The sequence below is a fragment of the Pseudomonas libanensis genome, from assembly GCF_001439685.1.
In the GTDB taxonomy this organism is placed as follows: domain Bacteria; phylum Pseudomonadota; class Gammaproteobacteria; order Pseudomonadales; family Pseudomonadaceae; genus Aquipseudomonas; species Aquipseudomonas libanensis.
In genome coordinates, this window is record NZ_JYLH01000004.1 from 1 (window position 1) to 13,906 (window position 13,906).

Here is a 13,906-nt window from a genome sequence, read left to right on the forward strand (position 1 = left end):
GCGTGATCAATGAGAAGTGCCTGCGTGAGCCCTTGGTGTTGCACTCTGATAACGGAGCGCCAATGAAATCGGTGACGCTGTTAAGCAAAATGTATGAGCTGGGCATCACGCCTTCTCGCGGTCGTCCCCGCGTGAGCAATGACAACCCGTACTCGGAATCACTGTTTAGGACACTGAAGTACTGCCCGCAATGGCCCTTGGAAGGCTTCGCCAGCTTGGACGCTGCACGGACTTGGGTGAGGGATTTTATGCGGTGGTACAACAGCGAACACCGGCACAGCCGGATCCGCTTCGTCACCCCATCAGAGCGCCATGGAGGGAAAGATCATCAGATCCTGGCACTGCGCCATGAGCTGTATGAGCGGGAGCGCCGGAAAAGACCTGAACGGTGGTCAGGGCAAACACGTAACTGGGAACCGGTAGGAACGGTGTTGCTGAATCCGGATCGGGAACAGCAGACCGAACAAAAAGCGGCATAGCAGAACGGTTGACGCGACAACTACCTTGAAAAACGCCGGGGGCAAGAGCCCTTTGGTTACTTTGGGGCTCTTTTCCAAAGTGACCCGCTGTAAAAGCGGAACCCTAAGTGGCCGTTGCCCAAATAACGGATATGTACTCAGTCTGATCCAACATCCTGGTCGGCTGTCAGGCCGCCATCGGGGGCAAGCCCCCTCCCACATTTGGTTCGCGGTGTATCAGTTAGATAGTTATAAGCTGCCAGGCAGCAAGCTCCCTTGCCAGAGGAGCAGCGGCGTACCAAAGTTGTGTAGATACCCATGCCCCGATAGCGGTGGGTCAGCAACAAAAATGCTGACTGACAGACTGCTATCGGGAGCAAGCCCCCTCCCACATTGGTTCTCTATGGACCAAAAGGTGTGTGCCACCCACCCTTCAAGCCTGGCTATTTGGCGAACGCATATTCCCCGCCCCGCTCGACCGCCTTGCGGTACGCCGGGCGCTCCTGGAGCTTTTTGACCCACGCCGCCAGGTTCGGGTACGTCTGCAATTTGCCCTGGGCCTGGGCCACTTCACCGATAAAGCTCATCTGGATATCCGCGCCGCTGAGCTCGTCACCCACCAGGTACGGGGTCTGCCCCAGCACGTCGTTCAGGTAGCCGAGGTAGTTGGCCAGTTCCGATTCGATCCGCGGATGCAGCGGTGCGCCCGCTTCACCGAGGCGGCCGACGTAGAGGTTGAGCATCAGCGGCAGCATGGCCGAGCCTTCGGCAAAATGCAGCCATTGCACATAGCTGTCGTAGGCGTCGGTGGCCGGGTCGGGTTGCAGTTGGCCGTTGCCGTGGCGGCGGATGAGGTAGTCGATGATCGCGGCGGATTCGATCAGCACACGAGAGCCGTCTTCGATCACCGGGGATTTGCCCAGGGGGTGAATGGCCTTGAGTTCAGGCGGCGCCAGGTTAGTCTTGGCGTCGCGCTGGTAGCGCTTGATGTCGTAGGGCAGGCCCAATTCTTCAAGCGCCCACAGGATACGTTGCGAGCGGGAATTGTTGAGGTGGTGAACAGTGATCATAGCGGGCAACACCTTGGGGGATTTAGGAGAAGACTACAGGGTTGCGGTGAAGTGCCGTGATGTGGCTCAGGCGAGCAACTGATCGATCCACTGCACCTGCTGCACGATCTCCTGCATTTTCTGCTCGGGCACCACCTGCCGCGCCTGTTCAAGGCTGGCCAATGTCTTGCGTTTCTCGCGCAATATACGTTGCCACTTCGCAAGGAATTCCGGGCGACGCGCCTGCATTTGCAACGGGCCGAAGTACAGCTGCTCGGCGGTATAGGTCATCGCCTCGGTGCGTTCGGCGACGATGATTTCGTAGTAGAAGCGGTTTTCCCGCAGCAACTCCTCATGGAGGATCTGGTAGCCGTTGTCCATCAACCATTGGCGCAGCGGCTGCTCGCCGCCATTGGGTTGCAGGATCAGGCGTTCGCGGCCGTTCAGGTGCGCCTTGCCGCTGTCGAGGATGTCGCGGATGGTCTCGCCACCCATGCCGCACAGGCTGATGGCGGTGATCGCGTCGGCCGACTCGATGGCCGCCAAGCCATCGGCCAGGCGCACCGTGATGTGCTGCGCCAGGCCGTTATCGTTCACGGTACGCTGGGCGGCGTGAAAGGGTGTAGCGGCCACTTCCCCCGCAACGGCCGCCGCAATGGCGCCACGACGCATCAAGGCCACCGGCAGGTAGGCGTGGTCCGAGCCGATATCGGCCAGGCGTGCGCCCGCCGGCACATGGGCTGCCACGCGCGCGAGGCGCATGGACAAGGTGTGTTGGTTCAACGGTGGTTCCTTATGATTGCCCGGAAAATCGATCCCGACTGTTGATCAAGTGCAGCACCATCGCTGCCCGTGCAGCGTCCGGGTCCTGGCGCTTGATCGCATTGTAGATCGCCTCATGCTCCAGGTTCGCCAGTTGCCCCAGCTTGGCAAAATCTGCGCCGCCACGTTCGGCGGCCTTGACCTGGGTGCGCGGGATCATCCCACTGCCCAGGTGCAGCATGATGTCGGTAAAAAACCGATTGCCGGTGGCCTCGGCGATCAGTTGGTGAAAGCGCTTGTCTTCCTCCACGCAACTGTCGTTGTTGGCCAACGAGGCTTGATAGTCATCCAGGGCCTGGCGCATGTGGGCCAGTTGCGCGTCGCTCCTGCGCAGCGCGGCCAGGGCCACGGCCTGCACTTCCAGGCCCAGGCGCAATTCGAGCATGTTGCGCACGCTGGCGACCGTGTCCACATGCAGGCGCAAGCCGGGCTGCGTGTGCTGCTCCAGCACAAAAGTGCCGATGCCGTGACGCGTCTCCACCAGCCCCGATGCCTGCAGCTTGGACAGCGCTTCGCGCACCACGGTACGGCTCACCCCGTGCTCACGCACGATGGTGGATTCAGACGGCAGCTTTTCACCCGGCTTGAGTTGCCCCAGCAGGATGCGCTGGGTCAGCGACTCGACCACGCCTTGGGCCAGGTTGGTTGAACGTCTACGCACAGGTGTTGTGCTTTCAATGGGCATTGTTACGGTCCACGGGCTTGGGCTGCAGGGAGCTTATCACTCCGGACGCAAAGGGCACCTCATTGCTGAAAAAACACTGAACTTGTATGACAACGGTACCACCCGCCCTTTTTACCAGCTGTTTCGCTCTTAAAGCCTCGCCCTACCAATCCGCTCTCACCGCAGCGTCAAAACCCATAAAATACTCAGAAATAACCAAAATACGCACCCGAGCCTAGCCCTTATAAACACAAAATCACTGACCCAAGCATTGCGATACCCAGAAAAGCACTTGTATGATGTCTGTCAACAAAACAGCTAACCCGCATAAAAACAATCAGGGGACGTTTTCAAATGGTGAGCCATTCAAGCCCAGCATCCGCCGCACCCGAATGTGATTCGGTACTCGCCCGCGCCGTAAGCAAAGTGAAGCGCCACGTGCTGCCACTGTTCGTCATCATGTTCATCCTCAACTACATCGACCGGGTCAATATCGGCTTCGTGCGTACGCACATGGAGCATGACCTGGGCATCGGCGCGGCGGCCTACGGCTTTGGTGCCGGGTTGTTCTTCATCGGCTACGCGCTGTTCGAAGTGCCGTCCAATATGCTGCTGCAAAAAGTCGGTGCACGTATCTGGCTGACCCGCATCATGTTCACCTGGGGCATCGTCGCCACGCTGATGGCGTTTATCCAGAACGAAACCCACTTCTACATCCTGCGTTTCTTGCTGGGCGTGGCGGAAGCGGGCTTTTTCCCGGGGGTGATCTACTATTTCACCCGCTGGTTGCCCGGTGTGGAGCGTGGTAAAGCCATCGCCATCTTCCTCAGTGGTTCGGCGGTGGCGTCGTTGATCTCCGGGCCGTTGTCGGGGGCGTTGCTGCAGATCGAAGGGCTGGGCCTGCACGGCTGGCAATGGATGTTCGCCATCGAGGGCCTGGCTTCGGTGGCGCTGGGGTTCTTTGTATGGTTCTGGCTCGATTCCAAGCCCCATGATGCCAAGTGGATGACCCGCGAAGAACAGGACGCCCTGGTTGACGCCATCGACCAGGAGCAGCGCGAACGCGAAGCCCTGACCACGGTGAAACCGACCATCGGCAAGCTGCTCAAGGACCGCCAGATCCTGCTGTTCTGCGCCCTGTACTTCTGCATTCAACTGACGATCTACGCCGCGACGTTCTGGCTGCCGAGCATCATCAAGAAAATGGGTGACCTGAGTGATGTGCAGGTCGGGTTCTTCAACTCGATCCCCTGGCTGATTTCGATCATCGCCATGTATGCCTTCGCCGCGCTGTCCGGCAAGTTCAAGTTCCAGCAGGCCTGGGTCGCCGCGGCGTTGCTGATCGCAGCGGCCGGGATGTTCATGTCCACCACCGGTGGGCCGATCTTCGCCTTCGTGGCGATCTGCTTTGCGGCCATCGGCTTCAAGTCCGCGTCGTCGCTGTTCTGGCCGATTCCCCAGGGCTACCTGGATGTGCGCATCGCCGCTGCCGTGATCGCACTGATCAACTCCATCGGCAACCTGGGCGGTTTTGTGGCACCGACCACCTTTGGCTTTCTGGAGCAGACCACCGGCTCAATCCAGGGCGGGCTGTATGGCCTGGCCGGCACCTCGGTGCTCGCGGCCATCCTGGTGTTTTTCGCCAAGACGTCGCCCTTTGTCGTGCAGACCTCACATAGCGCTGCACCCTCAGGCGCCGCCATCAGCAAACCCCTTTGAGCGTATATAAGGACCTTGCCATGAATACCCCTGTAGTCACCCATTTCCAGGTCATCCCGGTCGCCGGCCACGACAGCATGCTGCTGAACCTCAGCGGCGCCCACGGCCCCTACTTCACACGCAATATCGTCATCCTCAAGGACAGCAGCGGCCACACCGGCGTGGGCGAAGTGCCCGGCGGCGAACGTATTCGCCAAACCCTGGAAGACGCCCGCAGCCTGGTGATCGGCCAGCCGATCGGCCAGTACCAGCGCGTCCTCAACCAGATGCGCAGCACCTTTGCATCGAGGGATAGCGCTGGTCGCGGCCTGCAAACCTTTGACCTGCGCATCACCATTCATGCCGTTACCGCCATGGAAGCCGCGCTGCTCGACCTGCTGGGTCAGTTTCTCGAAGTGCCGGTGGCGGCCTTGCTTGGCGAAGGCCAACAACGCGACGCGGTGAAAATGCTCGGCTACCTGTTCTATGTGGGGGATCGCAACGCTACCGACCTGGCCTACCGCAACGAGGCCGACGCCGATGATGAGTGGTTCCGCCTGCGTCACGAAAAAGCCCTGACCAGCGATGCCGTGGTACGCCTGGCCGAAGCGGCCAAGGCCAAATATGGCTTCAACGATTTCAAGCTCAAGGGCGGTGTATTGAGCGGCGATGCAGAAATCGAAGTGGTCACCGCGCTGGCCGAGCGCTTTCCCGATGCGCGCATTACCCTTGATCCCAACGGTGCATGGTCGCTCAAAGAAGCCATCCGCCTGTGCCGCGACCAGCATCATGTGCTGGCCTACGCCGAAGACCCCTGCGGCGCAGAAAACGGCTACTCGGGCCGCGAAGTCATGGCTGAATTCCGCCGCGCCACGGGCCTGAAAACCGCCACCAACATGATCGCCACCGACTGGCGTGAAATGGGCCACGCCATCCAGTTGCAATCAGTGGACATCCCCCTCGCCGACCCGCACTTCTGGACAATGCAGGGCTCGGTGCGCGTCGCGCAAATGTGCAACGACTGGGGCCTGACCTGGGGCTCACATTCCAACAACCACTTCGATATTTCCCTGGCGATGTTTACCCAGGTGGCCGCCGCCGCCCCGGGTGAGATCACCGCCATCGATACCCACTGGATCTGGCAGGACGGCCAGCGCCTGACGCGCGAACCGTTGAAGATTGAAGGGGGTTACGTAAAGGTGCCGGCCAAGCCGGGCCTGGGTGTGGATATCGATATGGACGCCGTAGCCAAGGCCCATGAGCTGTACAAAGGCATGGGCCTTGGAGCGCGGGATGACAGTGTGGCGATGCAGTTCTTGATTCCGGGTTGGGGCTTTGATAACAAGCGGCCTTGCTTGGTGCGGTAAATCGGCTTTATGAACGCTCAGCGCGATTTGAGCGTGACGCAAAAAATCCGATGCCCAAATAGGCATCAGATTTTAGGTAGATCAGAAGCTTAGCTGTTTGACCTCTGGCACGTCTGCCAGAGGTCTCTTTGCGCTACTGCCGATTGGCGACCTCCAGATCCGCCGCATCCTGCTCCAGGCCAGAGAGAGCAGTGCCATTGATCATCGGGCCATAACGGCGGCTGAATTCCCAGTTGTAGGGCACGTGGTCTTTGTTGATCCCGTTGTCCCAATTCACCGACCAGGTCATCAGGCCCTTGATCGACAATCCTTTGTCGTACAAACGCTTGAATGCATGGGTTACGGCTGTTGGGTTGATCACATAACCGGTGGCAGCCGCGTCGACGTTCGCAGGCAGGCCAATGACGAACTTGTCTGCCGGGATCTTGGTAAACCCGCGCGTTCCGCTCACCAGGCTTTCGGTCAGGTAAAACAGGAAGTCCTCTTTCATCGCGTCGTTGTTCTGGGCAATCCAGGCGCCGTTGCCGTTGTTGACCTCCTGCACCCAGATACCGTCGCCACCCTGGTTGTAATACTGCGGGGCGATGAAGTCGTAATAGCCTTCCAGCGCCTGGATGTAACCGACGTATTTGCCGGCTGTGGTGAGGTACGGAAACTCCGGCGCCATGCTGATGATGAAGTGTTTGCCTTGAGCTGCGTAGTGGTCCTTGACCAATTTCAATGCGGCGGGCAGGACAGTCTTGTTGTCGGCGAAATCAATCGCGCTCTGTTCAAGATCGATATCCAGGCCATCAAAGCCATAGGTTTCCACCAGGCGGATAATTTCGTTGGCCAGTGGCTGTTCGTTGCCTTTATGCAGTTCGATGTGTGCATCGGCGCCGCCAAGGGAAATCAGCACCGCCCTGCCCTGGCTGTTCAGCACGCCCACCTGACGACGGAACTCGGCGTCCGACAGGTTGTACGGCTTGAAGGTTGGGATACCGTTGCCCTTCATGAAGGCCACGGCCACCACGTTGTAATCCTTTGGGACATCCGCCAGGCTCATATTGGCGAACTGACCACGCTGGTAGCCGTCGCTCGGGCCGGCAGGCCAGTTGTGCCAGAAGCCCATGAGGATCTTTTTGCCGGCAATGCTCGGCATCAGCGAAGCGGCATCGTTCAGTGGCGATTGCAGTGAGGTAAAGTCGATATTTGACATGTTCTAATCCTTCAGAACCTGTGGGTTTAATGGTGCGGGCTTATTTGAAGTCCACGTCGAATGCTTGATAGAAGGCGTTGCCGGTGTTGGCGACGATCCACATCAATACAATCACGTGCTGGCCCTTTTTGTTGGCCGGCAGTTTCACTTCATGATTGACCTTGGCCTTCAGTTCGCCTGCATGGCTGTAGTACGGCACCTGGGCATAGAAGTCTTCGGCAAACGGCTGGGTTTCCAGTTGTGCGCGGGTGATGCGCTGTTTCGGATCCCAGCCATCCTTGGTGATCAGCCAGCGATAGCCACGGGTGGTGTGCGGCGCGGTGTATGCCCAGGTGACTTTGAAGGTCTGGCCCGGCTCGACATTGAGCAACGGCCAGGTGAAGGCGCGGCCAAGTTTCTTGGCCATTTCCTCGTGGGTGAAGTTGATGCAGTCACGGGCATCGGTCTTGCCGCCGCTGAGAATGAAGCCATCGGCGGGTGGGGTGACGCTGTCACTGTCGGTTTGATAAGGCGCCGGGAACGGACCGGCCGTCAGTGCCGGGAAGTTCTTGCCGCCCTCCATTTCATTGACCTGCCAGGTCTCCAGCAGGCCGAGATCCACGGCGACTGCGCCACGACTGGAAGGGGATGTGACACGACCATGGCGAAGAGGTGTCTGGGTTTGTGGTTTGTTCATGTTATGACTCCATTGATTTGATTAAGAACTCTCCTTTCTTGAAGGAGAGGACCTCAACCTAACGGAGTGGCTTTTTTTTGCCACAGGCCCACTTTTCACTCATTTTCGTTTCATGAGCGCGCCGACCTGCAAATACTGGATATATAACCAGTATCATGGAGAAAACCTTACGCTGCCAGAGGTCGATTTCCTACAAGACCAGGCGCACATCAACACGCCTTCTCTCGTAAATGGCTTTATCCCGTTCGTAAGGGATGGGCGCTCTGTCGACAAAAAGGGACGTATCTATTTTCAATCAAATAAACCGTCCTGTTTTTGGTTCATCAAGTTTTGCCAATGACGACCGTTTTTTTAATTGCGGTCGCGGCAATCGGTTGCACCGTCAGTTCCACCCCTAATGCCAACATCAGCTTCTGGACCGTCTCATATCGCGTCTTTGAGCCGCCTTTCAGGGTTTTATACAGGCTCTCCCGATTCACCCCCGCCGCTTCGGCAACCTTGTTCACACCCTGGGCCTTGGCAACCTCGGCCAGCGCCTTCATAAGGACTTGCGGGTCATGGCACGCCATGCTTTGCGCAAGATAGGCACTGATGGCTTGCGGGCTATCAAGGAAGCGTGAAGCCTCATAGGCGCTGGTGCCGGATGTATCCAGCTCGAGGATCGGCATGTCCTCTGGTTTGAATGTCGACTTACTCATGTCATTGACCTCTCAGGGCATCGAGAACCTCTTTTGCCCGCTTGATTCCTCGTTTCTGGTCGGTTTTATCGCTCCCCCACAACATCAGGTAAGCGGTGATGCCCGTGCGCACAAAGTAAATCCTGTAACCGGGCCCGACAAACACACGCATTTCACTCAAGCCATCGCCTACAGGCTGGCAATCGCCAAAGTTGTTTTCTTCGGCTCGATCCAGGCGGACCAGCACAGCCGTTTTCCCCCAGACATCCTTCATACCGTCGAGCCATGTATCGAACTCAGGCGTCCTGCCGATCGTATTGGTCACAGAGTCACATGTAGCCTACTGGCTACTCCTTGTAGATGCCAGTGAATTTTTAATGGCGGCGCGCACCGCAAGAAAAAATCCTAGTCCAGCCCCCGCGCAGGCAGCCGAGCATTACTATTAGCGCTTGTGTCCCCTGCATCCAGAGCACCTGATCGGGCATCGAGCCGAGGGGCAGCGGGCTCTACCCTCCCACCCCAACATCGGAAGCGCTCTCCATGAAGCTACCTGAGATCAGTACATTCATTGCTCAATGGCCCTCCCTTGGCCTGACGCAGCCTGCCGCCTGGCGGGTGTCTCAAGACTGCGAAAACCAGGTTATGGCCTTACTGTCACGCCTGGGCACGGGCTACCGACGCCACGGAAATTGTGCCATCCACGAAAGCGCCATTGTCGAAGAAGGCGCTGTGCTGAAGGGGCCAATCATCATCGGTGAAGGCTCATTCGTAGCCGCAGGCGCCTATCTGCGTGGCGGCGTTTATCTGGGCAAAAATTGCATCGTGGGCCCAAGCTGCGAACTGAAAAGCACCTTCATGCTTGCCGCGAGCAAGCTGGCGCACTTCAATTTTGTCGGCGACTCGTTGATAGGCGAAGGCGTCAATATTGAAGCCGGGGCGATCATCGCCAATTACCGTAACGAACTGGATGGGGCGGCTATCAAGATTCGCTATGCAGACAATGTGATCGAGACAGGGGTAAACAAATTTGGTGCCTTGGTAGGCGACGGCTGCAAAATCGGCGCGAATGCCGTCATTGCTCCAGGCGCAATGTTAGAGCCAAACAGCCATGTTCCGCGCTTGGGGTTGATTGACCAGTTCGCCTACGAATAGCGACAACCTGTAGACATGTCCTACAGCGCGCTGCACCACCTTGCTCCGTTGCCTACAGTTGCGTCAGAATCCGCCGGCTTGTGCGCTTGGATGGGTGTCTCTAAGGTGGCTCGGTCGCTGACAACTCAGTGATCGGGTTTAGTAGCCCGAGTGACAACATAAAGTGCATGAGCCTCATCGATCAGATGTTCTTGTCTGTGCTTGATGGTGGCTGTGCGCAGGGCGCCCTCGGGCGCGCCGGCTTTGTGTGTTTCCCCGGTCTACTAACCTGCGTACAGCCGCCACCCTTTCGTTTAGTAGCGAAGAGGTGTTGGCCCTAAAACAGGTACAACACACATGTATAAATTCACACCTAACCCTCCAAACGATCCAAACCTCAAGCTTGATCACGCATCCCTTAACAGCCACGCCGAACCACCTCCCTCACCGCTGTTCAGCGTTGCCGACGACGCCAGCAACGAAATGCTCATCGCCAACAGCTACGAAACCTTTTCCTCGGTGACAGCGTTATTGCTTGACCTGTCGGATGAACTGACAGGCAAACAGCGCGATGTCGCGTTGGCGATTCATCAACTGAGTGAATTGGGGGTTTTGTTGGTGGACAAATTGATGGCGAGGGAAAGTGCTTCAACGGTTAGCTAGTCTTGCAGCCATCGGGTAGACCGCCGCGTCGTCATGATCGACTTCACGACGACTCGGCAGCGCCTAGGCGCCGGTCAGGCCCTCGGAGCCTGGCGGGCGCCCTTTCTCTTGGACCCTCTACCTGAACCGGCCGTTTCAGGTCATGCTGCGCCCTCCCTTTCAAGGACGAAAAAAGCATGAAAGCCCGCCTCGCCGCTCTGCTGCTGATGTGCCTGACCGCTCCCGCATTCGCCGCTGACGACCCCATCGGTTTCCAAACCACCACCCTGCCCGACACCCTTAACAACCGCCCGTTGGAAATGGCTGTGTGGTACCCCGCCGCCGCCACTGCCAAACCCAAGCTCATCGCCGACAATGTGGTGTTCATCGGCGTGCTGGCGGTTGCGGATGCGGCGCCGACGCCAGGTAAGCATCCTTTGGTGGTGCTCTCCCACGGCTACGGTGGCAATTGGGGCAAACAGGCGTGGCTGGCCAGTGCATTGGCGCAGCAGGGTTATATCGTGGCGGCGGTCAACCACCCGGGCACTACCAGCCAGGATCGCAGCGCCCAGGCCGCTGCGCAGTTATGGCAGCGGCCCAGGGATCTGAGCCGGGCCATCGATGCGCTGCTGGCGCAGCCCGAGCCATTCGGTGCGGTGGATAACGGCCGGATCGCTCTGGTGGGTCATTCCCTGGGGGGCTGGACGGTGATGGAGACGGCCGGTGCACGTTTTGATCCGGCGCTGTTTGCACGGGACTGCAGCGCCCATCCGACGCTGGTCGCCTGTACCGCCTACCGCGAGATGAACCCTGAAGGCGCTCCGAACGGGAAGGAGCAAGTGGCCGCCGATTTGAGCGACAAACGTGTCAGCGCCGTGGTGTCTTTGGACCTGGGCCTGTCGCGCGGGTTTACCGATGCGAGCCTGGCGGCGCTGCCGGTGCCCGCACTGGTGATCGCCGCCGGCGCGCCATCAGCGGATTTGCCGGCGCAAATGGAATCGGCCGACATGGCCAAGCGGCTGCCAAAAGCCTCGACGCAGTACGTGGAGATCCGCGACGCCAGCCATTTCAGTTTTATGTCCCAATGCAAACCGGGCGCGGCGGCGATCCTCGACGCCGATGTGCCCGGCGATGGCATTATTTGCCAGGACGGCGAGGATGCGCGGCCACGCCCTGTGATTCAGCAGCAGGTGATCACGTTAATCAGCGAGTTCCTGGCACGCTGAACCATTAATCCAGGACCACGGCGATGAATAGCGGCAAATCATCCACCTTCGCTTATCAGGCGGTGTACCGCTACCTCATCGAGTTGATCGAGGCCTGCCCTGCCGACGGCGCACGTAAATTGCCGTCCCTGCGCGAACTGGCCCAGCGCCTGGGCGTGTCGGTGTCGACCACCAAGTACGCCTATGCATTACTCGAAGACGAAGGGCGGATCCAGGCCAGGCCCAAGCTGGGGTATTTCATCAAGCCGAGCCCGGCTCCCGCGCTCTCCCAAAGTTCATCCCCTTTGCTCGACCAGGTCTTCGCCAACGCACGCCAACCCGGCATGCTGGCCCTGAGCAGCGACGCGCCAGCGATGCTGCTGTCGCTGGAGCAGCCTTTGTTGATGCTGGAGCGTGAACTGACCCGGCAGTACCCGCGCTCACTGGCGCCGCTGTATCTGCCAATGGGCGAGCCCGAGTTGCGCGCCGCGTTGGCCGAACGTTACAGCCGCTCCACGGAGCACTACTGGCAGGCCGACCAGGTCTATATCGGCTCGGACCTGCACAGTGTGTTGGAGGTCTCGCTCAATGCCCTGGAACTGGCCGGCACGCTCGCGCTGGTGGAGTCCCCCTGTTCGTGGGCGATCCTGCGGCAATTACAGGCGGCGAAGATCCGCGTGATCGAGATGCCGCTCGGCGCGGATGGACGTTTCGACCTGGACGCTTTGGATGCGCTGCTCAAGCGTGAGCCGATCCGTCTGGCGGTGTTGTCGTCGACGGTGAATATGCCCCAGGGCGGCGTGGTACCGCCACAGGACAAAAAGCAGATCTGCCAGTGGTTAGCCAAGCGCGATATCTGGCTGTTCGAAAACGATACCTACGGCGAGCTGTACTTTGGCCCGCAACCGGAGCGTTATCGTGACTATGCCGACCCGCAGAAACTGCTGGTGTTTTCGACCTTCGACAAAGTCATCGGCTCGGAGGCGCCCTACGGCTATGTGCTGTGTCGCAATGCCGGGGCGCCGTTGCAGCGGCTGTTTCTGGAGCGCGGTTTTCGCCTCTCGCCGATCCGCCAGAAAGCCATTGCCAGGCTGTTCACGACCCAACGTCTCGACGCTCACCTGAAGGCGTTGCGGGCACTGTTGCTGGAGCGCATGACGCAGCTCAAAGCCTTGCTGCACACCCATGGCGATGACCTATGGCGCGTGGTCGCCCCCCACGGTGGCGCAAGCTTTTGGCTGGAGGCCACACGCCCCGTGCAGATGCGCCAAGTGTTCGCGCACTTGCTAAGCCAGCGTGTCGTCATCGCCCCCGGCGAGCTGTTCAGCCAGCAAGGCGCCTGGTCTCATCACCTGCGCCTGAGCTACACACTCGACTGGAGCAAGGACATTGCCCAGGCTGTCAAGCAACTGGCCCAGGCGCTGCGTCAAAGCCCATAGCAGTGCCGGTCTTCGGGAAAACGCCCGTGGCGCACATCGTCGGCAAAACGCTCGCAGGCATCACGAATCACCGCACCGACATCCGCATATTGCTTGACGAAGCGCGGCGTCGCGCCGCCGCCCAGGCCCAGCACGTCCTCGGTAACAAGCACCTGGCCGTCACATGCCGGCGATGCACCGATACCAATCGTGGGTTTGCTTGAGTCCAGGGTGATCTGGCGCGCCACGCCCTCGGCCACGCCCTCCAGCAGCAGGCTGAAAGCACCGGCCTCCAGATTGGCGCGGGCATCTGCCGCAATCACTGCGGCGGTTTCAGGCGTAAGCCCCTGGGCCTTGAACCCACCCATCACATTGACAAACTGCGGCATCAGCCCCACATGGGCCATCACCGGAATACCCCGTGCCACCAGAAACTCGACTGTGCTCGCCAACGCCTGGTTGGCCTCCAACTTGACCGCATCGCAACCGGTACGCGCCAGCACCTGGGCACAATTGCGAAACGCCTGCTCATGGGATTCCTGGTAACTGCCAAACGGCATATCGGCGATCACACAGGCCAAACGGGTACTGTCGACCACCGCCCGGGTGTGGCCGATGATTTCTTCGAGCTGCATGCTCAAGGTCGAGGCGCGGCCATAGCCGACCATGGCGGTGGAGTCACCGATCAGGATGAAGTCGACAATCGGATCGATCAGCTTGGCGATAGCGCTGGAATACGCGGTGAGGGAGACGATTTTCTGCTGGCCCTTCATGGCAACCAGTTGGGGGATGGTGGTGCGTTTAGTGCGGGTATGGATACTCATCGGGGGCTTCCGTTTGCGCTGGATACCCGACCTGATTATTGGTAAAACCCAGCCCCGTTCAATGCACAGATGGCCGC

The 13,906-nt window shown here is 59.3% G+C and carries 14 protein-coding genes and 1 pseudogene; 7 read left to right on the forward strand and 8 right to left on the reverse strand.

Going from position 1 to position 13,906, the window contains the following annotated elements; translation table 11 throughout:
* Positions 1-479, forward strand: a 479-nt coding sequence (locus TU73_RS07400) for an integrase core domain-containing protein (protein ID WP_156421191.1), incomplete at its 5' end; no start/stop codon positions are given.
* Positions 480-901: 422 nt separating this feature from the next.
* Here TU73_RS07400 and TU73_RS07405 read toward each other — a convergent pair.
* The 3 genes from TU73_RS07405 to TU73_RS07415 form a co-directional block, all read right to left on the reverse strand.
* Positions 902-1,528 (reverse strand): glutathione S-transferase family protein, encoded by a 627-nt coding sequence (locus tag TU73_RS07405; protein WP_057011652.1) that lies wholly within the window; start codon positions 1,526-1,528, stop codon positions 902-904.
* Between the two features lie 66 nt (positions 1,529-1,594).
* Positions 1,595-2,290, reverse strand: a complete 696-nt coding sequence (locus TU73_RS07410; protein ID WP_057011653.1) for a tRNA (adenine(22)-N(1))-methyltransferase — start codon at positions 2,288-2,290, stop codon at positions 1,595-1,597.
* Between the two features lie 10 nt (positions 2,291-2,300).
* On the reverse strand, positions 2,301-3,014 hold the full coding sequence (locus TU73_RS07415) for a FadR/GntR family transcriptional regulator (RefSeq protein WP_057011654.1): 714 nt from the start codon (positions 3,012-3,014) through the stop codon (positions 2,301-2,303).
* Between the two features lie 336 nt (positions 3,015-3,350).
* On the opposite strand from TU73_RS07415, the gene TU73_RS07420 reads away from it, so the two are divergent.
* On the forward strand, positions 3,351-4,712 hold the full coding sequence (locus TU73_RS07420; RefSeq protein WP_057011925.1) for an MFS transporter: 1,362 nt from the start codon (positions 3,351-3,353) through the stop codon (positions 4,710-4,712).
* 20 nt (positions 4,713-4,732) lie between these two features.
* Complete coding sequence (gudD, locus tag TU73_RS07425) at positions 4,733-6,058, forward strand: glucarate dehydratase (protein WP_057011655.1); 1,326 nt, start codon at positions 4,733-4,735, stop codon at positions 6,056-6,058.
* Between the two features lie 196 nt (positions 6,059-6,254).
* On the opposite strand, the pseudogene TU73_RS07430 reads toward gudD, so the two are convergent.
* The 4 genes and pseudogenes from TU73_RS07430 to TU73_RS07445 all read right to left on the reverse strand — a co-directional run.
* Positions 6,255-7,256 (reverse strand): annotated as a pseudogene (locus TU73_RS07430) (chitinase); the annotation flags it as partial.
* Positions 7,257-7,296: 40 nt separating this feature from the next.
* Positions 7,297-7,932 (reverse strand): lytic polysaccharide monooxygenase auxiliary activity family 9 protein, encoded by a 636-nt coding sequence (locus tag TU73_RS07435; RefSeq protein WP_054921583.1) that lies wholly within the window; start codon positions 7,930-7,932, stop codon positions 7,297-7,299.
* A gap of 323 nt (positions 7,933-8,255) precedes the next feature.
* The gene (locus tag TU73_RS07440; RefSeq protein ID WP_231984774.1) at positions 8,256-8,600 is read right to left on the reverse strand and encodes an addiction module antidote protein; all 345 of its coding nucleotides are present in this window, start codon (positions 8,598-8,600) and stop codon (positions 8,256-8,258) included.
* A gap of 31 nt (positions 8,601-8,631) precedes the next feature.
* Positions 8,632-8,934: a type II toxin-antitoxin system RelE/ParE family toxin gene (locus TU73_RS07445; protein ID WP_057011658.1), complete on the reverse strand. Its 303-nt coding sequence runs from the start codon at positions 8,932-8,934 to the stop codon at positions 8,632-8,634.
* 215 nt (positions 8,935-9,149) lie between these two features.
* On the opposite strand from TU73_RS07445, the gene TU73_RS07450 reads away from it, so the two are divergent.
* The 4 genes from TU73_RS07450 to TU73_RS07465 all read left to right on the forward strand — a co-directional run bounded on the left by TU73_RS07450 (position 9,150) and on the right by TU73_RS07465 (position 13,026).
* Entirely contained in the window at positions 9,150-9,761 is a 612-nt protein-coding gene (locus tag TU73_RS07450) for a DapH/DapD/GlmU-related protein (RefSeq protein ID WP_057011659.1), read from the forward strand.
* A 336-nt stretch (positions 9,762-10,097) separates the two neighbouring features.
* Positions 10,098-10,403: a DUF6124 family protein gene (locus TU73_RS07455; protein WP_057011660.1), complete on the forward strand. Its 306-nt coding sequence runs from the start codon at positions 10,098-10,100 to the stop codon at positions 10,401-10,403.
* A 176-nt stretch (positions 10,404-10,579) separates the two neighbouring features.
* Positions 10,580-11,608, forward strand: a complete 1,029-nt coding sequence (locus TU73_RS07460; protein WP_057011661.1) for an alpha/beta hydrolase family protein — start codon at positions 10,580-10,582, stop codon at positions 11,606-11,608.
* Between the two features lie 23 nt (positions 11,609-11,631).
* The gene (locus TU73_RS07465) at positions 11,632-13,026 is read left to right on the forward strand and encodes an aminotransferase-like domain-containing protein (RefSeq protein WP_057011662.1); all 1,395 of its coding nucleotides are present in this window, start codon (positions 11,632-11,634) and stop codon (positions 13,024-13,026) included.
* On the opposite strand, the gene panB is transcribed toward TU73_RS07465, so the two are convergent.
* Entirely contained in the window at positions 13,014-13,829 is an 816-nt protein-coding gene (gene panB, locus TU73_RS07470) for a 3-methyl-2-oxobutanoate hydroxymethyltransferase (protein WP_057011663.1), read from the reverse strand. The two genes, TU73_RS07465 and panB, sit on opposite strands and share 13 nt — an antisense overlap.
* Positions 13,830-13,906 lie beyond the last annotated feature (77 nt).